This window comes from Celeribacter marinus, assembly GCF_965656515.1.
Classification (GTDB): Bacteria; Pseudomonadota; Alphaproteobacteria; order Rhodobacterales; family Rhodobacteraceae; genus Celeribacter; species Celeribacter marinus_D.
Genome location: NZ_CBFHKW010000003.1, coordinates 1 through 22,247, shown reverse-complemented (window position 1 = coordinate 22,247; position 22,247 = coordinate 1). Strand labels below are relative to the sequence as shown.

At 56.1% G+C, this 22,247-nt stretch carries 21 protein-coding genes; 11 read left to right on the top strand and 10 right to left on the bottom strand.

Translation table 11 applies throughout. The features are described from left to right. Window positions 1-404: DUF599 domain-containing protein (locus ACTG34_RS01260; RefSeq protein ID WP_439103238.1), on the top strand; the 404-nt coding region annotated here is incomplete at its 5' end. A gap of 2 nt (window positions 405-406) precedes the next feature. Here the strand turns inward: ACTG34_RS01260 and ACTG34_RS01255 are convergent. From ACTG34_RS01255 to ACTG34_RS01240, 4 genes are read right to left on the bottom strand one after another with little or no spacing between them, the layout of a single operon-like run. Next, window positions 407-2,470, bottom strand: a complete 2,064-nt coding sequence (locus ACTG34_RS01255) for a hypothetical protein (protein WP_439103237.1) — start codon at window positions 2,468-2,470, stop codon at window positions 407-409. Continuing rightward, on the bottom strand, window positions 2,467-5,229 hold the full coding sequence (locus ACTG34_RS01250; RefSeq protein ID WP_439103236.1) for a DUF4159 domain-containing protein: 2,763 nt from the start codon (window positions 5,227-5,229) through the stop codon (window positions 2,467-2,469). Before ACTG34_RS01250 ends, ACTG34_RS01255 begins: the two co-directional genes overlap by 4 nt. Continuing rightward, a complete protein-coding gene (locus ACTG34_RS01245) occupies window positions 5,229-6,107 on the bottom strand; it encodes a DUF58 domain-containing protein (protein ID WP_439103235.1) in 879 nt (292 codons plus the stop codon). Before ACTG34_RS01245 ends, ACTG34_RS01250 begins: the two co-directional genes overlap by 1 nt. Next, window positions 6,104-7,123, bottom strand: coding sequence for an AAA family ATPase (locus tag ACTG34_RS01240; protein ID WP_439103234.1), 1,020 nt, complete (start codon window positions 7,121-7,123; stop codon window positions 6,104-6,106). Before ACTG34_RS01240 ends, ACTG34_RS01245 begins: the two co-directional genes overlap by 4 nt. A gap of 52 nt (window positions 7,124-7,175) precedes the next feature. Here ACTG34_RS01240 and ACTG34_RS01235 point away from each other — a divergent pair, with 52 nt between their 5' ends. Continuing rightward, window positions 7,176-7,787, top strand: a complete 612-nt coding sequence (locus tag ACTG34_RS01235) for a DUF1285 domain-containing protein (protein ID WP_439103233.1) — start codon at window positions 7,176-7,178, stop codon at window positions 7,785-7,787. A 36-nt stretch (window positions 7,788-7,823) separates the two neighbouring features. On the opposite strand, the gene ACTG34_RS01230 is transcribed toward ACTG34_RS01235, so the two are convergent. Further along, on the bottom strand, window positions 7,824-8,753 hold the full coding sequence (locus ACTG34_RS01230) for a cation diffusion facilitator family transporter (RefSeq protein WP_439103232.1): 930 nt from the start codon (window positions 8,751-8,753) through the stop codon (window positions 7,824-7,826). 153 nt (window positions 8,754-8,906) lie between these two features. Between ACTG34_RS01230 and ACTG34_RS01225 the strand changes: the two genes are divergently transcribed. Beyond that, complete coding sequence (locus ACTG34_RS01225; protein WP_439103231.1) at window positions 8,907-9,437, top strand: TetR/AcrR family transcriptional regulator; 531 nt, start codon at window positions 8,907-8,909, stop codon at window positions 9,435-9,437. A 44-nt stretch (window positions 9,438-9,481) separates the two neighbouring features. Here ACTG34_RS01225 and ACTG34_RS01220 read toward each other — a convergent pair whose 3' ends face one another. Then, window positions 9,482-10,300, bottom strand: coding sequence for a sulfotransferase family protein (locus ACTG34_RS01220; protein WP_439103230.1), 819 nt, complete (start codon window positions 10,298-10,300; stop codon window positions 9,482-9,484). A 131-nt stretch (window positions 10,301-10,431) separates the two neighbouring features. Between ACTG34_RS01220 and ACTG34_RS01215 the strand changes: the two genes are divergently transcribed. Then, window positions 10,432-12,009 (top strand): DUF5928 domain-containing protein, encoded by a 1,578-nt coding sequence (locus ACTG34_RS01215; RefSeq protein ID WP_439103229.1) that lies wholly within the window; start codon window positions 10,432-10,434, stop codon window positions 12,007-12,009. 54 nt (window positions 12,010-12,063) lie between these two features. Further along, window positions 12,064-12,441, top strand: coding sequence for an HIT domain-containing protein (locus ACTG34_RS01210; protein ID WP_439103228.1), 378 nt, complete (start codon window positions 12,064-12,066; stop codon window positions 12,439-12,441). A gap of 76 nt (window positions 12,442-12,517) precedes the next feature. On the opposite strand, the gene ACTG34_RS01205 is transcribed toward ACTG34_RS01210, so the two are convergent. Next, window positions 12,518-13,453: an ABC transporter ATP-binding protein gene (locus tag ACTG34_RS01205; RefSeq protein WP_439103227.1), complete on the bottom strand. Its 936-nt coding sequence runs from the start codon at window positions 13,451-13,453 to the stop codon at window positions 12,518-12,520. A gap of 178 nt (window positions 13,454-13,631) precedes the next feature. Between ACTG34_RS01205 and ACTG34_RS01200 the strand changes: the two genes are divergently transcribed. Together ACTG34_RS01200 and polA are read left to right on the top strand one after the other, a co-directional pair. Continuing rightward, window positions 13,632-13,817 (top strand): zinc-finger domain-containing protein, encoded by a 186-nt coding sequence (locus ACTG34_RS01200; RefSeq protein WP_062220948.1) that lies wholly within the window; start codon window positions 13,632-13,634, stop codon window positions 13,815-13,817. 115 nt (window positions 13,818-13,932) lie between these two features. Next, on the top strand, window positions 13,933-16,731 hold the full coding sequence (gene polA, locus ACTG34_RS01195) for a DNA polymerase I (protein ID WP_439103226.1): 2,799 nt from the start codon (window positions 13,933-13,935) through the stop codon (window positions 16,729-16,731). A gap of 85 nt (window positions 16,732-16,816) precedes the next feature. Here the strand turns inward: polA and ACTG34_RS01190 are convergent, their stop codons facing one another. Further along, the gene (locus tag ACTG34_RS01190; RefSeq protein WP_439103225.1) at window positions 16,817-17,803 is read right to left on the bottom strand and encodes an adenosine kinase; all 987 of its coding nucleotides are present in this window, start codon (window positions 17,801-17,803) and stop codon (window positions 16,817-16,819) included. Then, window positions 17,796-18,443, bottom strand: a complete 648-nt coding sequence (gene nth / locus ACTG34_RS01185) for an endonuclease III (RefSeq protein ID WP_342841900.1) — start codon at window positions 18,441-18,443, stop codon at window positions 17,796-17,798. Before nth ends, ACTG34_RS01190 begins: the two co-directional genes overlap by 8 nt. Window positions 18,444-18,576: 133 nt before the next feature. Between nth and ACTG34_RS01180 the strand changes: the two genes are divergently transcribed. From ACTG34_RS01180 to ACTG34_RS01165, 4 genes are all read left to right on the top strand, one after another. Beyond that, window positions 18,577-19,251, top strand: coding sequence for a Hint domain-containing protein (locus tag ACTG34_RS01180; protein WP_439103224.1), 675 nt, complete (start codon window positions 18,577-18,579; stop codon window positions 19,249-19,251). 76 nt (window positions 19,252-19,327) lie between these two features. Then, on the top strand, window positions 19,328-20,239 hold the full coding sequence (locus ACTG34_RS01175) for a methylated-DNA--[protein]-cysteine S-methyltransferase (RefSeq protein ID WP_439103223.1): 912 nt from the start codon (window positions 19,328-19,330) through the stop codon (window positions 20,237-20,239). Between the two features lie 81 nt (window positions 20,240-20,320). Next, window positions 20,321-20,968, top strand: coding sequence for an OmpA family protein (locus ACTG34_RS01170; protein WP_439103222.1), 648 nt, complete (start codon window positions 20,321-20,323; stop codon window positions 20,966-20,968). 107 nt (window positions 20,969-21,075) lie between these two features. Further along, entirely contained in the window at window positions 21,076-21,846 is a 771-nt protein-coding gene (locus ACTG34_RS01165) for a FadR/GntR family transcriptional regulator (RefSeq protein WP_439103221.1), read from the top strand. Between the two features lie 103 nt (window positions 21,847-21,949). On the opposite strand, the gene ACTG34_RS01160 is transcribed toward ACTG34_RS01165, so the two are convergent. Next, a partial coding sequence (locus ACTG34_RS01160; protein ID WP_439103220.1) for a F0F1 ATP synthase subunit B family protein occupies window positions 21,950-22,247 on the bottom strand: 298 nt, incomplete at its 5' end.

The window sequence follows — 22,247 nt, the reverse complement described above, 5'->3', positions numbered from 1 at the left end:
CGGAACGCTTGCGCGGTGTGGCTCAGGATTTGACGCTCGACGCCCCCGCGATCATCTGGGAAGTCAAAATTTTGCTCGCCTTGGTCCTGATCACAAATGCCTTTTTGAAGTTCATATGGTCCAACCGCCTGTTCGGGTATTGCGGCGTGATTATGGCGTCAGTTCCCAACGAGATCGACGCGCCCGCGACACTCCCGCGCGCTCGCAAAGCAGGCGAGTTGAACATCGCCGCTGCCCGCGCGTTCAATCGTGGCTTGCGTGGAGTCTATTTTGCATTGGGTGCATTGGGCTGGCTTCTTGGCCCAATCGGGTTGATCGTCACTACGGCTGTAACCGTCTTTATCCTGCTTCGGCGTGAATTCGCATCCGCCTCCCGCCTCGTAATCTTGCAAGGCGAAGAATAGCTCTAGCGGCGCCCTTCACGCAGCCACGCGAACACGCTTAGCGCGGCAAGGATCACGAGCCACATCAACGGCGATAAAAGCGGTTTGAGCGAGGTTGATTGCGTCACGTAGGCTTCACGGGGCGTTATCCCGATCCACCCGCGCCCCGCCGCAGGACGTCCCTGTGCCACACGTCGAATGTCCGGAACGCCATCCGCCAACGCCAAAACACCACCGCGGGTAGCGGCAACCGCGGGTGCAAGCCTGTCACGCGTTGCGATTGTTTCCTCGAATTCGCGCGGAGCAGCTGGACCCAGAACCATGACCGCCTGTTTGTCACCGTCGACGATGCGGTAAAGCCCCATTTGTGGCCCCTCAAAGGTTGCTGTGAATTGGCCCGGGCTGACCTCGTCCAACGTCAACTCCGTGATGCTTCCATCGGGGGCTTCGACCTCGACGGAGCGCGCCCCGATTGCCAGCGTGCGACGCGTGACAGTCATCACGTTGCCCTCAACGGTCGCAGTCAATGCCTCTTCTTCAAGCTCCGGCTCTTTCATCATCCAATGCGCCAACCGCCTCAACAACTCCAGTTGCGGCCCACCGCCCTCAATACCACGCGTCCACAACCATGCGTGATCAGAGCCAAGCACTGCGACACGGCCCTCACCCACCCGATCAAGGATCAAAAGCGGTTGACCATCAGCACCGGACATGACGACCTCGCCCGATTGCGGTTCAAGCGCGATCTGACGAAACCACCGTCCCCACTCAGGCTCGTCGGTTGCAGCAGTCAGACCCCCTAAGCCCTCGGTCACCGGATGGCGCGCCCCCGTCTCGGTTAGGCGCGGCATGTACCCTTTTTCAATCACTATGCCCGTTGGTGCCGCAGGAATTACGCGCGACAATGCCGAGCGGTAGATACTGTCTGCAGTCGCGAAATCTGGACCTGCCGCAAATAGAACCGCGCCGCCGTCCTCGACGTAGCGCGCGATATTATCAAGGTAGTCACCGGGCAAAATACCGCGCAGCTTATAACGATCAAAAATGATCAGATCAAAATCATCGACCTTTTCCATGAACAATTCACGTGTCGGAAAGGCGATAAGGGACAATTCATTGACGGGCACACCGTCTTGTTTGGTCGGCGGGCGCAAAATGGTGAAGTGAACGAGATCCACGGAAGCGTCCGATTTCAAAAGGTTTCGCCACGTCCGCTCGCCATTGTGCGGCTCGCCGGACACAAGCAACACCCGCAACCTATCGCGTACGCCGTTGATCTGGACCATGGCCGAATTGTTGCGGTTCGTCAGCTCGCCCTCCATGTCGGGCAACGTGAACTGGATAACGTTCATTCCGCCGTGTGGAAGCACGACAGGCACCTCGATCGGGCGACCCACCGGAATAGTATAGCTTTGCGCCGGACCACCGTCGATTGCGACGATAATCTGTGACGTGTCCCCGACGTTTGCGGGCACGGCCCCTTGGTCCTCGACCAATAGCGTGAGTGTGACCTCTTCGTCCAAAATGGCAAACGAGGGCGCATTTTGGACAAGCAACCGACGATCCCAATCCGTGGAACGCCCCGTCATCAACAGGTGCAGAGGTGCAGGAAAAGCGACCCCGATATCCGCATCATGTAATTGCCCATCCGACAATAAAATGGCCCCCGCAAGCCGACCACGCGGCTCATTTGCCATCGCCTCGGCCAGCTGTGACATCAAAAGCGTCCCGCGATTGTCAGCCCCATCACCCACATGCACCACACGCAGTTCTGTGTCCGCAAGCCGTGCGATACGCGCTTCAATCTGCGCACGAGCGACAGCGACCTGTGCCGCACGATCGGACAGGGATTGCGAGGCACTATCATCGACCAAAAGGATCACAATATCGGTGAGAGGGTCACGCTGTTCTTGGTGCAACGCGGGATTGGCCAAGGCAGTTACAACCCCGATTGCCGCCGCCGTACGCCAACGCCATCCGCGCAAACCGCGCCATGCCGCAAACGCCATGAGCACAGCGGCAAAGCCCGCAATCACGAGCAGAGCCGCCAACGGCACAAACGGATCAAAGGCTATACTGCGGATCATTGGCCTAACCTGTCTAGTAATGCAGGCACATGCACCTGATCAGATTTGTAATTTCCAGTGAGAACGTACATCACAAGGTTCACACCAAACCGATAGGCAATTTCGCGTTGACGCTCCCCATCAAAGCCGCGCGCGACAGGCCGCAAGGGCCGCGCCGTCTCATCCATGGCCCAAGCCGCGGCCCAATCGTTGCCGCCAATAATTACGGGCGTCACATTGTCGTTGAGATTACGGAATGGCATGCCCTCGACACCTTCGGCGTCCACTGGTGCGGCCTCGACCCAAAGATCGCGGCCCGTATGACGCCCTGGAAAATCCTGCAACAAGTAAAAAGCACGGGTCAAAACATGATCTGCGGGAATCTGCTCTAACGGCGGAATATCAAGTGACGCGGCAAGTCTTTGCAATTTTAGCCCCGTTGGTGTGGACGCGCCAAAACCCGCAACATCCCCATCGCGGGTATCAAACAAAATCGTCCCACCTGTTCGCAAATATGCGTTCAAACGTGCGTATGCCTCGGCGGACGGCAATGGCTGATCCACTGAAATCGGCCAATATATCAGCGGGAAAAACCCCAAATCATCCAATTCAAGGTTCACCCCCACAGGATCCACAGGCTCAACAGATGTTCGTTGTGTGAGCATTTGCGAGACACCAAACAGGCCCGCGCGCGATGTGGCATCCAAATCACCGTCACCCGTCACAACATAGGCCAATGCCACCTCGTCGGTCGCAGCCAAGGCGAACACCTCATTTGCGTCTTGGGCGTGCGCGCGCGGCGCAGGAAGCGCTCCGAGAACCAAAAGCCCGATTGCCACAGCGCGCGGGCCTAACAAGCGCCCCGACATCCACAGCGATGCAAACACATCAATCAGCAACATCATAAGCGCCCCGACCAAAAACAAAGGTTTGAGCACGACATCGCGCGCCGTCTCCGCCTGCGTCATTACGGTCCCTTCAGGCCATGTTTGTGGGGCTAATGCCGTATCGCTTGCAAAGACGTTTAGTGCCAACGTAGCTTGCGCAGTCTCGTACAGCCCTGGCGTAATCAGCGCAGAAGGCGTTGCGGAAACGAAGGTCTCACCAGCCACGGGCGCGCGGTTGCGCGCATCAGACAGGCCGCCAAAACCATCCAAGACACGCACCGCTCGCAGCACTTGCCCCGCAACATCACGCGTCTGCAAACTTGCCCTGCCCGACGATGCCGTCAGCCGGTCCAGCATATCTACGAAAAGACCCGAAAGCGGCAAATTTGACCACTCGGCATTGGCAGTGACATGGAACAAAACCACCTGCCCAGCCCCCACGGACTTGCGGGTCATCAGGGGCGTGCCATCTGCCAATGTGGCAATCACGCGCGCGGCCAATTCGGGATCAGGCTGCGCCATCACTTGTGCGGACACGCTCACATCGTCAGGGATGCTCAATCCATAAAAGGGCGATGTCTCAGCAAAGGGTCGTAGCGATTTGGGTTCGCCCCAAGACATTGCGCCCCCGATGTTGCGCCCTCCTGCGCGCAACCGTACAGGCATCAACGGGTCCTCATCGCCGCGCGAGACATCAGACGCGGCAAGTCGTGGCCCTGCGAACCGCAACAACACACCACCCTGCGCCATCCAATCCAAGAGATCCGCCGTCTCGCCACCTGACAGGCGCGCAATATCAGCCAACACAATGACGTCCGGATGTGCGACAAGCAAATCTGCAAGTTCGCCGGAAATCACATCGGCACGGTCGGTGAGCGCAGCGCGAATATAATGCAGATGTGAGAGAAGCTCCAACCCCTCGCGACTTTCACGCACGCTCACAAGAGCGACTTTGCGCCGCTTTAAACTGTCATCTGCAAGGCGCACAGCGGCAGCCGATCGATGCCCCTCGACCTCGAAACGCGTTACACGGTTACGCACCTCAGGCGGCAACTCGAACTGGGCCACGGCTTGCGTCTCCCCCTGCGCAAACCTCACATCGCGCCGCGATAAAATCCGCTCCACGCCCGACGGGTCGGGGCCGCGCGCAATCACCGTGACCGTCTGTCCGTCCGCGCCTGTGCGGCGCATGACGGGAATGCTTACACCTTCGGCTCCGGCATCTGCGGGGCCAAGCGCGATCACGGGGCGTTCATGCTCAAACACAGTGACACTGCCCTTGCTTTGCAATGCGCGCAAAACGTTACCGCGCCCCTCGCGCGCAACACCATCCGACAACCACAACGTCTCAAAATCCATATCTGAGGCGGATACTGCATCTAACAGAAGGTCCATGTCAGGCGCGAACGGTTGCGGCACAAATCCCGCGAGGCGCGTGCGCCAGTCATTGGGAGCCAAAAACTCAAACCCGCCGACCGGCACATCAGTCGCCGCAACGATTGCCACGGTTCTGTCAGCCGCAGCGGCAACGTCCAGCGCCTCGGACACTCGCGACAATCGCACCGCCCAATCGTGCGCAGACGCCCAAGTGGCATCCACAAGAACCAACATTGGACCCGATCCGTCTCGCGTATCGCGCGGATTCAAAACAGGTCCAGTGAAGGCTATAATAAGTGCTGCAATTGCGAGACTACGCAACACCAGCAACCACCACGGCGTCCGATCTGTTTCAATCTCCTCGTCTGCCAATCCGAGCAAGAGCGCAACACCCGGAAACCGGCGGCGCACCGGAGCTGGCGGCACCGCACGCAACACCAACCACAACATCGGCAAGCCGGCTAAGCCGAGCAAAACCCACGGGGCGGAAAATCCGAGAGAACCAAGAACAAGCATTAGCGCCGTCCCTCAAGAGCCGCGTAAAGCCACAAGAGTGCAGATTGCGCAGAAGCGTCCGTGTGATGGGTTTCGAACTGCCAGCCTGCGTGTTTGGCCAAATCGGATAGGTGGTGCTTACGCTCATTCAAACGGTCGCGGTAGCGATCACGCAAATCGCCCGCTCGCAAAGTTTCATGCGACACTGCCCCTCCCATTGAGGTGAAAATTGTGCGGCCCTGATAAGGAAACGCCTCCTCGGCAGGATCGAGTATTTGAAACAGAACGCCTTTGATCCCGAGATCAACTGATGTTGCAATCTCCGCTTCAACGGGGGCAAGTGGACCCAAGAAATCGGACATGAAAACCGCCGCTGAGTGGGGCAAAAAACCTGTCGCATCTGGCGCGCCGTAGTCAGCATCATTACCCGATATCAACCCGTCAGCGATCCGCGACAGTTGGAGCGCACCGATGCGCGGCGGCGTGCCCAATGCGGCAAGTGCCACGCGTTCGCCGCCTTTCATCAACAAAATCGATAGCGCCATCGCGAGCATACCCGCGCGGTCCGCTTTGGGTTTTAAGTCTGTGGTGGAGGCAAATTGCATTGCCGCTGAACCGTCGACCCAAAGATGGACCGATTGCGCCGCTTGCCATTCCCTTTCGCGCACAAACTGTGCATCAGATTGCCCCGAGCGCCGCCAATCAATCGAGGCTGCGCTATCGTCCAATTGAGCGGGGCGATATTGCCAAAATTCGTCCCCCGTTCCCGCCTGTTTGCGCCCATGACCGCCCAACAAGAGCGTCCGTGCAAGCCGCTCTGCGCGGGCTTGCAAGTCGAGCAGCGGTGCTGCGAGCGCCTCGGACCGCGTGCGCAGATTGGAGGGTGCGGGATCACTCATGCGGCAGATCGCGCTCGTGATGTCATGTCAGCCACTTGAGCGATGATCTGTGCAAGGCTGTCCCCACGCGCCCGCGCAGCAAACGTGAGGGCCATACGGTGGATCAAAACCGGTTGTGCCATAGCCAGAACATCGGCAGGAGACGGTGCGAGACGACCATCGAGCAAAGCCCGCGCCCGCGTCATCAACATCAAGGCTTGCGCCGCACGCGGACCCGGCCCCCACACGACACTTGAATTTACGATATCTGGCGCATCGGGCGTATCGGGTCGGCACGCGCGTACCAAATCGAGGATCAATTCCACGACTTGCTCGCCAACAGGCATTTTGCGCAAGAGCGTTTGCGCCGCAATCAGTTCGGCCGCTGTAAACACCGCATGCGCCTCGTCGTCATCTGCACCGGTTGTTGCAATCAAAATGTCGCGCTCGGTGTCGCGGTCGGGATACCCCACATCAACTTGTACCAAAAACCGGTCCAACTGCGCCTCGGGGAGCGGATACGTCCCCTCTTGCTCCAACGGGTTTTGCGTGGCCAGAACGTGAAACGGCGCCACAAGGGCGTGTGGCTGTCCGGCAATTGTCACTGACTTTTCCTGCATCGCCTGCAAGAGCGCGGACTGCGTGCGCGGTGAGGCGCGGTTAATCTCGTCGGCCAGCAAAAGCTGACAAAAAATCGGGCCTTCAATAAAGCGAAACGAGCGTGTTCCGTCAGCGGCAGTTTCCAACACCTCGGACCCCAAAATGTCGGCAGGCATCAAATCGGGCGTAAATTGCACCCGCGCGCCGTCTAACCCCATCACGGTCGAGAGTGTGTCAACGAGACGCGTTTTGCCCAAACCAGGTAGGCCGAGTAAGAGCGCATGCCCCCCACACAGCATCGATGACAGCACAAGATCAACCACCGCGTCCTGCCCAATAAAACGGCGCGTGATCGACGCTTTCGCCGCGGTTAGTTTCTCGCTGAGCGCTTCGATCTGTGGCACAAGATCTTGGATGGGAAAGTCTGTGTCGGGCATGGCTTCACCTTTTCTGCGCATTCGTGTCACTATGGTTGCGACTAGTAGTGACATGTATAGCGCCAGACACAATTGGCAAAACCTCAAGAAAGGTGAAATTCCCGTGACCACCTCAGCCGAGAGTATCGCCGCCGCCGTACGAGCCGCCCAAGGACGCGGATTGCCGCCCGTAGACAAATGGAACCCACCGTTTTGTGGCAATCTGGATATGCGCATTGCCCGTGATGGCACGTGGTTCTATCTTGGCACACCGATCGGGCGGCCCGCGTTGGTGCGGTTGTTTTCCACCGTCCTAAAGCGTGAGGGTGCATCCTATTTCCTTGTCACCCCTGTCGAAAAGGTAGGCATTTCCGTCGACGATGTGCCTTTTTTGGCCGTAGATTTTGATGTCAAAGGCACAGGCGTTCGTCAAACCCTTACGTTTCACACGTCCTTGGGCGATCAGGCCATCGCCGGACCAGACCACCCATTGCGATTTGACACGCGCGACGATGCACCCGCCCCCTATGTCGATATCCGCGCGGGGTTAGAGGCGCTCATTGATCGCAAAAGCTTTTTCCGCCTTGTTGATCTCGGAGCCGAACAAGAGGTGGACGGCACAAAAATGTTCGGCGTCTGGTCCAGCGGGCAGTTTTTTCCGATTGCGCCCGCCAGCGCGCTGTAAGCTGGTGGGACCTAGACAATTGGGAATGTGTCGGATCTAACCCGTGCTCCCTGACGCGCATTCCTCTCCAATCCGCTCAATTTCAAATGTCGAATGCGCGATCCCGAAGTCTGTCGCCAATCGGGTCTTGATCGCATTTAAGATGGCGCCGTGATCGCGCTCGCTCACCACATGTGCCTCCACCGAGGTACGATGTTCGTCGATTTGCCACACATGGACATGATGTGCGCCCTCAACGCCCTCCACCGATTCAATTGCCCGTTGGATATCATCGCGCGAAACACCGTCTGGTGCTGCGAGCATCAAGATGCGCACAACGGGTCGGATTTCGAGTACCGCATGCCAAAGAATATAGAGCGCGATCGCAACGGTGATCAGGGGATCGGCCAAGCGCCAATCGTAGAGCAGGATCAAACCACCAGCGACAATCACGGCCACAGACGATCCAGCATCGGCAAGGTTGTGCAAAAACGCGGCGCGGATGTTGAGGCTGTCTTTTGACATCGCATAGGTGAGAGCCGCCGTAATCAGATCAATGACCAAGGCCACCGCAGCAATCCACACAACGATCCACCCCTCGACCTCTGGCGGATTGAAAAAACGCGCGATCCCCTCGGCGAACAGATACACCGCAATCACGATAAGGGTCGTATAGTTGACCATAGCGGCCACAATCTCAGCCCGCCCGTAGCCAAATGTCATCGCGCCGTCATATGGCTTTCGTGCAATTTTGCGTGCAGCAAAGGCAATGACAAGCGACACGGCATCGGACATGTTGTGAATGGCATCGGCAATCAACGCCATCGAGCCAGAAACAACGCCACCTATGATTTGCGCCACCGTGAGCAACAGGTTCACCGCAACCGCCGCCGCCACCCGCGCATCTCCCGCATCGGGGTCGATATGGTGATGGCCGCGACCCTTTGCATGCTTGTGCGAATGGTCATGGGGCGTATGATGGGACATCGTCGATCCTCGGTCTCGGAGTTGCGTTTGCGCCCCAATATGCGAGTCTTTACTCACATTATAAACTCGCATTTGAATGGCCAAATGGAACAGGTCTCACACCCAAGAAAACAACCACGCCAAGCACGTGCGCAAGCAACCTTTGACGCAATATTGGAAGCGAGCGCTCGCATTTTAACGCATGGTGGCCCTGACGCTTTAACCACCAACTTTGTGGCCAAAACTGCGGGTGTCTCGGTTGGCTCGCTCTATCAGTACTTTCCATCCAAGGACGCGATCATTGCCGAACTGATCCGCGCGATGCGGCAATCCATGCGCGACGACATTATCGCGACGGTTGCGTTTTGCGCTGATCGCCCTCTGAGGTTTTCCATTGCGCGACTGGTGCGGGCGGTGATTCACCACCACACACACGCGAACCGCCGTATTGATGTGTTGGAGCATCTGGAGCTTCACCTACCACCCGATCCACAAGCGCGCCAAATGCGGGACGAGATGCGCGGCGCGATTGCGCAAATGCTGGCACGCCACCATATACCCCAACCGGATCAAGCGGCATCAGACCTCTTGAATCTGGTATTCGGAATGGCCCACCCAGCGCTTCATGATGGCGAGACGAATTTCGACGCCCTTGCACACAGAATAGAACCTGCGGCCCTCGGCTATCTTGGCATTCTGTCATAAAAAACGCGCCACTCGTATGAGGGCGCGTCTTGATAATAGCTCGGTCAATCGCCAAGTTTGGCATGTACCTCGGCCAAGTCGACGTCGCTCAATGGCATCTTATTACCTGGGTTTTCAAAGTCATATTTAAACAACTGAAAGTCACGGTGAAATATCTCCCACATTAAATGCATCGACAAGTCGTCGAAATAATCCTCGACGGGGTGTAAACGCTTTGGCCCGTGCCCCTCGCTCTCGTTAAAGCGGGGGATTGTGGCGAGGTCTACGCAATGTGGCGTCTCGATGTGATCAAGAACGTCCTGCATCCCCTCGTTGAATTTTTCAGTAAAGAAAATCTTGTCATAAGTGCCGCCATTGGCGATGAACGTGGCCACATGGCCTGACATGCCAGACCAATGAATGTCGGGATCCATCGGGCGGCGCCACCGGATTGTATCGCGCACAAACAACAAGAACCGGCGAAACGATGCGATCTGATCAAATTCGCTCGTACCGTCATCCCCGCCAACATCAACGCCGTATTGCTGGATCAGCTTGGGAACCAGATTTCCGCGGTATCGGCGTCCATTGCGCTGGATTCCGCATATTTTGTCAAAGAACGATGAAAGCACGCGGGTGTACGGGTTACGAACGCAGGTGAACGCATAGGACGCGTGCGCCTTTACGTTGGCTTCGATGAGGGGCTGGCTGTTTTCTTGCGCCCATTTATGCAGCTTTTCGGTACTATCGTGAATATCGCCATCAAAAAACGTCCCGTGGTCCGAATAATACATGATCTGACCAATGGTCGAGCACGCACATTTTGGAACAACGCGGTAAACCACGCTCTCACTTTCAGTCATCCAGGTTCCCGGAAAGCCCATTTCACACACACTCCACTCAACTGCCCCCACGGCAGAGTTTTTTCTTTAAAAGCAAATTTGCATTGTTTATTCAATATTTGGTTACGCCTATGTAGGCACAATACGGCAAAAATGAGGTTTATGGTTCCAATATGGCACGAATTGCGTTCATTCTTCTGTGCCACAAGGATCCTGAGGCCATCGTGCAACAGGCCGCGCGCCTAACTGCCGCGGGCGACTACATCTCGATCCATTTTGATGCACGCGGCGGCAAAGAGGCATTCAATACGATCAAAGCGGCCCTCTCCCAAAACCCAAATGTTACATTCGCCACAAAGCGGATCAAGTGCGGTTGGGGAGCATGGAGCCTTGTACAAGCGACGCTCTATACCATCGAAGCCGCCGAAAAGGCCTTCGCGGACGCGACCCACTTCTACATGGTTTCTGGCGATTGCATGTCCGTCAAAACCGCCGAGTTCATGCATGATTTTCTAGACCGCGATGATGCTGATTACATAGAAAGCCACGACTTCTTTGAGAGCGATTGGATCAAAACAGGCATCAAAGAAGAGCGCCTCATCTATCGTCACCTTTTTAACGAGCGCACGCACAAATGGCTGTTCTACAAAAGCATGGCCCTTCAAGAAAAACTTAACTTCAAACGTGAAGTTCCGTCGGATTTGCGCATGATGATCGGGTCGCAGTGGTGGTGTTTGCGTCGCCGCACGATCGAATGGATTCTCGAGTTCACGCGCAAGCGCCGCGATGTTGTGGCCTTTTTTCGGACGACATGGATTCCCGATGAAACGTTTTTTCAAACGCTTGTCCGCCACCTAGTAGCGGACACGGAAATCAGAAACCGTACTCTGACGTTCTTGATGTTCACCGACTATGGTATGCCCGTCGTGTTCTATAACGACCACTACGACATGCTTGTGTCTCAAGACTACCTGTTTGCCCGCAAGATATCGCCCGATGCAAAAACGCTGAAAAAGCGGCTCGGCGAGTTGTTTGTCGCCCAAAACGTGACATTCAAGATCTCCAACGAGGGGCGTTCGCTCTTTCAATTCCTCACTGGACGTGGCCGCATTGGCCGCCGGTTCGGCCAACGTTTTTGGGAATCCGAAAGTACATTGGGGCGCGACCGCGAGCTGTTGATCGTGACTTGCAAAAAGTGGCACGTGGCCAAGCGGCTTGTCGCTGAATTTCGCAAAAAGACTGACCTACCCTGTCTTGAATACCTTTTTAACGAAGAGGATACACCACTACCAGATCTGGGTGGGATCGAGAAAAGCCTATGGAAACGCTCACGCCACCGACGGGCATGGGTGCGCATGTTGTTCGACTATTATGACACCGACCGCATGCTGATTTGTATTGATCCCGGCGGATTCGATTTGATCAATGATTTTTACGCGGATCGCTCTAGCACGCGTATGCTACATGTCGAATGCGACTACACGCCTGACTATCTGGCAGGACATGCCAAGCGCGTCGGATTGGCGGGCGAAGCTACGCCCAAAGAAGCACTAGAACGCCTATTGCCGACGATCCGCAGCGATATAAACCACGAAGCCGACCAAATTCGCGACCAAGACTATGAGGACTTTTATGTCATGCGCGAAAATAGTTCTGATGACGAAAATGCGGCCTCCATCGCGCGGTTTCTCAACATCACAATGGAAGATGCGCACGATATCCTTGCTGCCCCCTACCTGTTCGCAGACTAGATACTTCACGGGGCGCTGTGTCATTGCCCGCGCCCTCTTAAGAAAGGCCCAAACATGACCTATGCTTACGACGACCAAAACATTTTCGCCAAAATTTTGCGGGGGGATATTCCGTCAACGCCTGTCTATGAAAGTGCGCATACCATCGCCTTTCCCGACATCAGCCCACAAAAAAGGCACCATATTCTCGTGATCCCAAAAGGTCCGTATCGGTGTTATGATCACTTTGTTCAGGCGGCCAGTGACGCAGAGCAATTGGATTTCTTTCGCGCAGTGGGTGCGGTTGCAAAACTGATGGGTGTCTCAGAGGCACATGGTGGCAATGGCTACCGTTTGATCACCAATTCGGGGCCTGACAGCCTCCAAGAGGTGCCACATTTCCATGTCCATCTTTTAGGCGGCGAGCTTTGCGGCCCGCTGACCGCAGGCTAAGAGCAAAGAAGATAGGCGGCTCCAAGCATGAAGGAGTCGCCTTTTGTATAATCGCGGTGTCAGGCGGCGAACGCCATTAGCTACCCGATGTCAGGTCCACAAACACATCCTCAAGGTCCGGCTCTTGTGTGCGCACATCGCCAATGACAACGCCTTGGGCCTTTACCGCGTCCAACACATCATTGGCGGAGGCCTGTGCACGCGAATAGGTAAACGACAACACACCATCCTTTTTACGCTCAAAGCTGACACCATTTGGCAGGTCGAACGCTTCAGGGGCTACCCCCTCGGGTTCGATCAACAATGTCTTTGCATCCATGCGTCCAAGCAGATTTTTCGTCGTGTCGCGGACAACCATTTCGCCGTGATTAATGATCGCAATTTCATCACACATCTCTTGGGCTTCTTCGAGATAGTGCGTAGTCAGGATAATGGTCATTCCGCGCTCCTCGTTGAGGCGGCGCACGTTTTGCCAAAGCATTTGACGCAGCTCGATATCCACACCCGCAGTCGGCTCATCGAGCACCAGAATCTGCGGATTGTGAACAAGTGCCTTACCAAGCAATAACCGCCGCCGCATCCCACCAGACAATGTGCGCGCATAGGCGTTTGCCTTATCCGTCAGCCCCACAAGCTCTAGGATTTCATCCGACCAGCGGTCTTTCTTGGGCACACCGTACAGGCCGGCCTGTACTTCCAAGGCCTCGCGCGGCGGGAAAAACGGATCAAGGTTCAATTCTTGTGGCATGACGCCAATCGCGGCGCGGCTTTGGCGCGGATTGATATCTTGATCAAAGCCCCAAATTTTCACCCGACCCGCGGATTTGATCGTCAAACCGGCGAGAATATTGATAAGTGTCGATTTGCCTGCGCCATTGGGGCCGAGCAAGCCAAAGATCGACCCTTTGGGAATTGTAAGATCAATCCCCTTGAGCGCCTCTTTGGGGCCAGCACCACCTTGACCACGGTAAACTTTGCGCAGGCCTTCAATTTCGATTGCATTGCCGCTCATGGCTACTCCTTCCCTGCGCGATCCGCACAAACTTCGCTTGTCGCGCCCGCACGGATCGTTATCATAAGACCCTGACTTAGGCCCTTCGTTCGCGTAGGGCAACTCCCACCACCCGCGCAAGGCCCACGCGAATTTGCAAACCGCCTGCGTAGTGACGAAACAAGAGAGCGACACAACCATGACGATCCAAGCCCCTGAAACCGAAGTTGTCTCCCAGTGGAAGGTGGCCTGTGATGGCGGCGAAGGCGCGCTTGGCCATCCGCGCGTCTGGCTGTCGATCTCAAAAGAGCGCGGCTATGTCGAGTGCGGTTACTGCGACAAGAAATTCATTCACGAAAGCAGCAAGCTGTCTGACGTAGAGTAAGACACATCCTGTCCGTTGGGATGGGATTTAGACATCAATGGCGCGGAGTGGTTAGGGCCAGTCCGCGCCTCTTTAATATCTGCGCAAAATACGCGTTCACAAAGGGATTCTGGCAATGGCATTCGGCAAGGGACATCACCTGCATCTGATCGACGGATCGGCCTTTATCTTTCGCGCCTATCACGCGCTGCCGCCGCTCACACGTAAATCTGACGGATTGCCCGTTGGGGCCGTGGCGGGGTTTTGTAATATGCTCTACCGCTACATCGAGGCCAACACAGGTTCAGACGCACCCACCCACGCGGCAGTGATTTTCGACCACTCGGGCAAAACGTTTCGCAACGATCTTTATCCCGCTTACAAGGCAAACCGCCCTCCCGCTCCCGAGGACTTACGTCCACAATTCCCGCTGACACGCGATGCCACCCGAGCGTTCAACGTCTCGTGTATCGAGATCGAGGGATTCGAGGCTGACGATATTATCGCCACTCTCGCCCATCAGGCTCGGGACGCGGGTGGCAGCGTGACGATCATTTCCTCGGACAAGGATTTGATGCAGCTTGTTGGTGGCGGCGTCGAAATGCTCGACCCGATGAAGAACAAACGGATCGACCGCGAAGGCGTTGAGGAAAAATTCGGCGTTGGCCCCGAGCGGGTTGTCGATGTGCAAGCCCTTGCGGGCGATAGCGTGGACAATGTTCCTGGCGCTCCGGGTATCGGCATCAAAACGGCTGCGTTGCTGATCAACGAATACGGCGATTTGGACACGCTTTTGGCGCGCGCCAGCGAGATCAAACAGCCCAAACGCCGCGAGTCGCTGGTTAACAATGCCGACTTGATCCGCGTTTCGCGCGACTTGGTGCAACTCGATTGCAACATGGCGCTCGATTTCTCGCTCGATAGCCTCGAGGTGCAAGAACCCGACACGGATGCTCTCCTCGCCTTTCTCTCTGACATGGAGTTTCGCACGATCGTCAAACGAGTGGCAGAGCGTTTCAAAGTCACCCCCCCCATTGTCGAAGACGCCCCCACCGCCACGCCGAACAAAGCCGCCGAACCCGACATGCCGCCTTTTGACATCGACAAATACGAACGCGTTTCGACCATGGCGGCCCTGGAGCGTTGGATCGCGGCCATCTATGAGCGCGGCTATGTCGCCGTCGATACCGAAACGACCGGATTGGACGCGATGCAGGTCGATCTGGTCGGAATTTCGTTATGCGTTGAGGCCGGCACCGCGTGCTACATCCCTGTCGGGCATACGATGGGCGAAGATGACCTGTTTGGTGGGTCCAACCTTGTGGACGGGCAACTGTCGCTCGATATGGTTCTGGATGCACTACGCCCCGTGCTTGAGGATGAGACCATCCTGAAAATCGGCCAGAACATGAAATATGATGCCAAGATTTTCGCCCGCAATGGCATCCGTGTCGCGCCCTATGATGATACAATGCTGTTGTCCTATGCGCTAAACGCCGGACTGCACAATCACGGCATGGATGTGCTATCCGAGCGCTATCTGGACCACACGCCCATCCCGACCAAAGACCTTTTGGGCACTGGGAAATCCGCAATCACCTTTGACAAAGTGGATCTCGACAAGGCCGTAAAATATGCCGCCGAGGACGCCGATGTTACCCTACGCCTGTGGCAAGTATTCAAACCGAAGCTCCATACTGAGCAGGTTACAACGGTTTACGAGACGCTAGAGCGTCCGCTATCGCCCGTTTTGGCGCAAATGGAGATGGCCGGAATCAAAGTCGACCGTGATGTTCTCTCCCGAATGTCCAACGCTTTTGCCCAAAAGATGGCGGGACTCGAGGCCGAAATTCACGAGCTTGCAGGTGGCACGTTCAACGTCGGATCGCCCAAACAACTTGGTGAAATCCTATTCGATCAAATGCGTTTTGAGGGCGGCAAAAAAGGCAAAACAGGCGCTTATGCCACGGGGGCCGACATTCTCGAAGACCTCGCATCCGAGGGCCACGATCTACCTGCGCGCGTCCTTGACTGGCGGCAACTGTCGAAACTGAAATCGACCTATACCGATGCCCTACAAACATTCATTCACCCCGACACAGGGCGCGTGCATACCTCCTATATTCAAACGGGTGCCGTGACAGGTCGCCTCGCATCGTCTGAGCCGAACTTACAAAACATTCCCATTCGCTCGGACGAAGGGCGCCGCATTCGCGAGGCCTTTGTGGCGGATCGTGGCAAAAAACTTGTCTCGCTCGATTATTCCCAGATCGAGCTGCGCATCCTCGCCCATGTCGCGCGCATCGATAGCCTGAAACAAGCGTTCCGCGATGGTCTCGATATTCACGCCATGACCGCATCCGAAATGTTCGGCGTCCCGATCGAGGGCATGGACCCGATGGTGCGCCGTCAGGCAAAGGCTATCAACTTTGGTGTGATCTACGGCATCTCTGGGTTCGGTCTGGCCCGCAATTTGCGTATCCCCCGCAAAGAGGCCCAAGGGTTCATCGACCGCTACTTTGAGCGGTTCCCCGGCATCAAGGAATACATGGACGAAACCGTGGCCTTTGCCAAAGATAACAAATACGTGGCCACCTTGTTCGGGCGCAAAATCCACACGCCTGAAATTGCTGCCAAAGGTCCGCAAGCCGGTTTCGCCAAACGCGCCGCGATCAACGCGCCCATTCAAGGCACTGCCGCAGATATCATTCGCCGTGCCATGATCCGGATGCCAAACGCAATCCGCGACCTGCCCGCAACACTGCTTTTGCAGGTCCACGATGAATTGATTTTTGAGGTGGACGAAGACGCCTGTGATCACGTGATCGAAGTGGTCAAGGATGTGATGGAAAATGCGTCTGATCCGGCTGTCAAACTTGACGTGCCGATTGAAGTCGACGCAGGTGTTGGCGACAATTGGGCCGAGGCGCACTAAGCGGTAGCGGTTGGTATAAAAAATGGCGCGTGAGGGAAACCCTACGCGCCATTCTAAATGATAGGATCAGGTCCGGCCTGATAAATCAGATCAAGCCATTTTGAACAAACAACTCTTTTAGGTCGGCCTCGGGACGTGGCCCGATGTGGGAGATCACTTCGGCCGCCGCCACGCAGCCCATGCGCCCGCAGGTTTCAAGGCTCTGACCTGTCGCATAGCCGTACAAGAACCCCGTGGCGAACTGGTCACCCGCCCCTGTCGTATCGACAGGTTGGACGCGGGTCACAGGCACAACGACCTCTTCGTCGCCGCGCACAAGGATCACACCGCCACCACCACGCGTACATACAACAAGACCGCATTCGGACGCCGCAATTTCGAGCGCCGAAGACAGGTCAGTCTCGTAGAGGCTTTCCCACTCATGCTCATTGCCGATCACGAAATCCATTGATTTGACGAATTCACGGAAATCGGCGCGGTGGCGATCAACACAAAACGGATCAGACAGCGAAATGCCAACCTTGCCGCCTGCGGATTTGGTTAGCTTGGCCGCTTGGTCAAAGGCGTGTTTACCCTTGTCTTTGTCGTAGAGATAGCCCTCCAGAAACATGATGTCAGTATCGGCGGCCACATCGGCGCGAACATCCGCTTCGGAAATTTCCGACGAAATCCCGAGGTATGTGTTCATCGACCGCTCCCCGTCTGGGGAGACAAAAATCATCGAACGTGACGTGGGCAATTCACCACCCGCCACAGGCGCATTCACAAACACACAGCCATCATTGGCCATTTCGTCTGCATAAAATCGCCCCAGAGCATCGTCGTGGACTCGCCCGATGAACCCCGTTTTCAAACCGAGATTGCCCAGCCCAGCAAGCGTATTGGCAACCGACCCGCCAGGCGTTTGTACGCGGCTGGTCATCGCGCCATAAAGCATTTCACCACGGCCCTGTTCAACCAGTTGCATGATGCCTTTTTCAATCCCCAAAAGATCGAGCGTGCTGTCGGATGCATGGGTGATGACATCCACGATGGCGTTGCCGATACCGACAATCTGATAGGCTTTAGTCAATGTTCTTCTCCTCGAAGTCGCACAGATCCCGTATCAAACAGGTGCTACACAAAGGTTTACGCGCTTTGCACACGTAGCGACCGTGCAGGATCATCCAGTGATGGGCGTGTTGTTGAAATTCGGCGGGAATGTGGTCTTCGATAGCGCGCTCAACAGCGACGACATCTTTGCCCACGGCTACGCCGGAGCGATTACCAAAGCGAAATATATGCGTGTCCACGGCCTGCGTCGGGACGTGCCACCACATATTGAGAACCACATTCGCAGTCTTGCGCCCCACGCCCGGCAGGCTCTCAAGTGCTGCACGTGATGAGGGGACATCGCCATCAAACGCGTCAACAAGGCGCTGCGACAGCTTGATGACGTTCTTGGCCTTGGTGCGATATAGCCCAATGGTTTTGATGTGCTCGATCAACGCGTCTTCGCCCAGATCCAGCATCTTTTGTGGTGTATCCGCGACTTTAAACAACTCTGCCGTCGCTTTGTTTACGCCCTTGTCCGTTGCCTGCGCAGACAGGGCCACCGCGACGACAAGCGTATAGGCGTTCACGTGATCCAACTCACCTTTCGGCTCTGCTTCCGCCTCGCGGAAACGCGCAAAAATCTCGTAAATCGGTTTGTAATCGAGTTGCTTTATCATGGGGCACCCTATGCCCCGATGCGGGCCGTAGAGCAAGCACAGGATTGAAGCACACCATTTTCATCAAATTTTCTGAAAAGATCTAAAGGGATTTCACCCGCTGTTTAGAAAGATTGAGAAAGGTAGGCCGTGAATGCAGGACACAGCTAAGGTTTACGATCAGATGGCCGACATGCAAATGGGCGATGACCACGACACGATAGGACAAAACCCCCGCGCAGGTCTTTCGGGGTTTGGAATGGGCGTGATCCTTGAGACAAACGAGGGACCACAACCCGTTGAGTGGATGCGCGCGGGTGATCTCGTACTCACGCGCGACCATGGCTATCAGCGCGTGAGGTGGGTCGGACGCAGCGAGACCGCCCAGACACCCCCGATCCGTGTTTTCGCACATGCATTTGGCTACGGCTGTCCGGAACACGATCTGGTTTTATCGCCTCACCACCACCTTTTGATGTCGTCTCCGCTGATGCCGCTGTATTTCGCAGAAGACGAAGTGCTGGCACCTATCGGTGCGATGTCGGCGCAAATTGATGATATGTTTGACACGCCAAACTCAAACCATACGCTGTGTCACATGCTTTTTGATCGACACGAAGTGATCTTTGCAGAAGGGATTTGGTTGGAAAGCCTGTTTCCAGACGCGCAATGCCTCGACCTCTTGGGGGCAACTGCGGAACACGAAATGCGGGACGCAATTGGCAACACTGTCGACACCATGGTGACGGCTCGTATGGTTTTGAACACGCGCGAGGTGACATTGCTTCAGCCCCGCACAGATGTTGCGGCGCGCCGTATGGTCGCCTAACTGCCTTTGCTCAAGATTCGGGTCGGTGTTTCGATTTTTTCACGGTATGGTCCTCGAACGCTTAGAGGGACCGACCGTGACACACACTGCACACCGAGAAACCACATTGGGCATACGCCCGTCCGATTTATCAGACAGCTATCATTACAATGTCATTCGACGCGCCATCGACCTCATTGATGCCTCGGATGTTCCGCTTTCCCTCGACGCGCTCGCACAAGATTTGGGAATGAGCCCGCACCATTTCCAAAAAACCTTCTCGAAATGGGCAGGTGTATCGCCAAAGCGGTATCAACAATACCTGACTCTGGACACGGCAAAATCACTCATCAAAACCCATCGCACACTGGTCGAGGCCGCTGATGCATCGGGGTTATCCAGTGCGGGACGCCTGCATGATTTGTTCTTGAGATGGGAAGCGATGACCCCCGGTGAATTCGCGCGCTCTGGCGCGGACCTAACGATCTCATTCGGATGGTTCGACACGCCTTTTGGGGAGGCACTCGCTATGGCGACACCGCGCGGATTGTGCGGGTTGGCGTTCTCATCGGAAACCTCACGCGATGAGGCGATGGCCGATCTCACCAACCGCTGGCCCTCGGCGATGTTCATAGAGGCGCACGACACCGTGGCTCCCTATGTCGACGCCGCTTTGGGCGGAGGGTCCGCCAACCTGCATCTGATCGGAGCACCGTTCCAGATCAAAGTATGGGAGGCCTTGCTCTCCATTCCATCAGGCAAAGTAACCACCTATTCTGACATCGCTCATGCGGTCGGCAACCCAAAGGCCGTGCGCGCCGTTGGCACCGCTGTCGGACGCAATCCGGTGTCTTGGTTGATCCCCTGTCACCGCGTATTGCGCAAATCAGGCGAACTTGGAGGCTATCATTGGGGACTGCCTGTCAAGCGCGCCTTGTTGGCGTACGAAGCCACGCAAGCGGACGCACGCGATGACGCGCATAAGCAGGAACCCGCCACAATCGCGTGATCACAGGCATTCACAGGTGCAGGGCCCGCCCCTCATCGATAAAAGCATGGCAAATCAGCAGTACTTTAAAGAGGCCGTCCCATGAAGTTTCGTAATCTAATCGCCGCACCGCTCGTAACCACACTCGTTTTAAGTGGCTGTACTCCGATGATATCCGACAACCCGAACGCCAACGCCAAACAGGGCGCTATCGCGGGCGCGCTTATCGGTGGCTTGGCGGGCCTGTCGTCCGGTGATGACAAGCTTGTCAAAACTGCCGTTGGCGCAGCGATCGGTGGTGCCATCGGCGGGGCGATCGGCCAACAGCTGGACCGTCAAGCGGATGATCTGCGCAATGATCTTGGCAATGACCAAGTTCAGATCGTCAACACCGGCTCGGAACTGATCGTCACACTTCCCCAAGACATCTTGTTCGCTGTTGATAGCGCCGTGGTTGTGCCAAGCTTGCAGGCTGATCTGCGCACCCTAGCCTATAACCTGCGCGACTATCCCAACACGACCGTACAAGTGGTCGGACATACGGATAACACAGGGTCGGCTACCTACAACCAAGAGTTATCAACGCGCCGTGCGACATCAGTGGCGACAATCTTGACTGCCAATGGCGTGGCATCTGGGCGCATTCAGGCCTATGGCCGTGGCGAAGATGCGCCTGTCAGTACAAACCTGAACCCCGAAGGACGCGCACAAAACCGCCGCGTTGAGATCATCATCACGCCGATGAGCTAAAAGACATAGATTTGAAATCTAAAGGGGTCGGCGCAGTGCCGGCCCTTTTTTATGGCACTTGCAACGTTCCGGTCATATAAATTGACCAATTCAAACTCGAGGGTGCCATGCCATTCCAGAAAATAGATGCAGCGAAACTCAGCGCGTCCGTTGTACAGCAGGTCGAACTTTTGATTTTGCGCGGCATCCTGCGGCCGGGTGAACGCCTCCCCTCCGAGCGTGATCTTTCGGAACGCATGGGGGTCTCTCGCCCATCCGTTCGCGAAGCAGTGGCTACCCTATCGGACAAGGGATTATTGGAGACACGTGCGGGCGCGGGCATCTACGTCGCTGATGTTCTGGGCTCCGCCTTTTCGCCGGCCTTGATCCAATTGTTTGGAGCGCATGATGAGGCAGTGTTCGACTATATCGCGTTTCGCCGCGATATGGAGGGCTTGGCCGCTGAGCGCGCAGCCAAATACGCGTCTGACACCGATCTACGCGTAATTCAGACAATATTCGACAAAATGGAAGCGGCGCACCCAAAACGCAACCCAGCCGACGAAGCACGCCTGGACGCCGAGTTTCACCTGTCAATTATCGAGGCCAGTCATAATGTTGTGATGCTGCATATGATGCGCTCGATGTTTGATCTCTTGCGTGAGGGGGTGTTTTACAATCGTTCCGTAATGTTCAAGCAACGCACAAACCGCGCACAGCTTTTGGACCAGCACCGCGAGATCAACATCGCCCTACAAGCCCGCGACCCGAATGCCGCCCGCACCGCCGTCACACATCACCTCGACTACGTCGAAGAAGCGCTCAACGACCAGCAACGCTTTGAACGAAACGAAGAAATAGCCAAGTTGCGATTTGATCACGAACAAGAGCGGCACTAAGCTATTCCATCTAAAGCGTCCCGCATAAACGAAAAAGCCCCACCAATCTCTGGCGGGGCTGTCTCAATTCGGGATCTGATGCAAATCGCTGTTGGGCGTCCGATCAGTGGAGTTTTGCGCTCACTTCGGAAATGGCATCATCAATAAGCGTGTTGGCCTCAGCAGCAGTCATGCTTTTAGCGATCACATCCTGCGCAGCGCCGATTGCAACGGCAACAGCGGTGTTGCGTACTTCGCGGACCGCGGAAGCTTCAGCGGAAGCAATTTGCTCCTGAGCAGAGGCCAAGCGGCGCGCGATGGACGTTTTGAGGTCGTCTTTGGCTTTTTCGGCAGCCGCATCAGCGTCCAGCTTAGCCTGTTTAACAATGGCGTCCGCCTGCTCTTGTACTTCGCGCTGTTTG

Coding starts and splice junctions, on each gene's coding strand:
- ACTG34_RS01255 (WP_439103237.1), bottom strand. CDS start 2,470: ATGATCCGCAGTATAGCCTTTGATCCGTTTGTGCCGTTGGCGGCTCTG.
- ACTG34_RS01250 (WP_439103236.1), bottom strand. CDS start 5,229: ATGCTTGTTCTTGGTTCTCTCGGATTTTCCGCCCCGTGGGTTTTGCTC.
- ACTG34_RS01245 (WP_439103235.1), bottom strand. CDS start 6,107: ATGAGTGATCCCGCACCCTCCAATCTGCGCACGCGGTCCGAGGCGCTC.
- ACTG34_RS01240 (WP_439103234.1), bottom strand. CDS start 7,123: ATGCCCGACACAGACTTTCCCATCCAAGATCTTGTGCCACAGATCGAA.
- ACTG34_RS01235 (WP_439103233.1), top strand. CDS start 7,176: ATGTATAGCGCCAGACACAATTGGCAAAACCTCAAGAAAGGTGAAATT.
- ACTG34_RS01230 (WP_439103232.1), bottom strand. CDS start 8,753: ATGTCCCATCATACGCCCCATGACCATTCGCACAAGCATGCAAAGGGT.
- ACTG34_RS01220 (WP_439103230.1), bottom strand. CDS start 10,300: ATGGGCTTTCCGGGAACCTGGATGACTGAAAGTGAGAGCGTGGTTTAC.
- ACTG34_RS01215 (WP_439103229.1), top strand. CDS start 10,432: ATGGCACGAATTGCGTTCATTCTTCTGTGCCACAAGGATCCTGAGGCC.
- ACTG34_RS01210 (WP_439103228.1), top strand. CDS start 12,064: ATGACCTATGCTTACGACGACCAAAACATTTTCGCCAAAATTTTGCGG.
- ACTG34_RS01205 (WP_439103227.1), bottom strand. CDS start 13,453: ATGAGCGGCAATGCAATCGAAATTGAAGGCCTGCGCAAAGTTTACCGT.
- ACTG34_RS01200 (WP_062220948.1), top strand. CDS start 13,632: ATGACGATCCAAGCCCCTGAAACCGAAGTTGTCTCCCAGTGGAAGGTG.
- polA (WP_439103226.1), top strand. CDS start 13,933: ATGGCATTCGGCAAGGGACATCACCTGCATCTGATCGACGGATCGGCC.
- nth (WP_342841900.1), bottom strand. CDS start 18,443: ATGATAAAGCAACTCGATTACAAACCGATTTACGAGATTTTTGCGCGT.
- ACTG34_RS01180 (WP_439103224.1), top strand. CDS start 18,577: ATGCAGGACACAGCTAAGGTTTACGATCAGATGGCCGACATGCAAATG.
- ACTG34_RS01170 (WP_439103222.1), top strand. CDS start 20,321: ATGAAGTTTCGTAATCTAATCGCCGCACCGCTCGTAACCACACTCGTT.
- ACTG34_RS01165 (WP_439103221.1), top strand. CDS start 21,076: ATGCCATTCCAGAAAATAGATGCAGCGAAACTCAGCGCGTCCGTTGTA.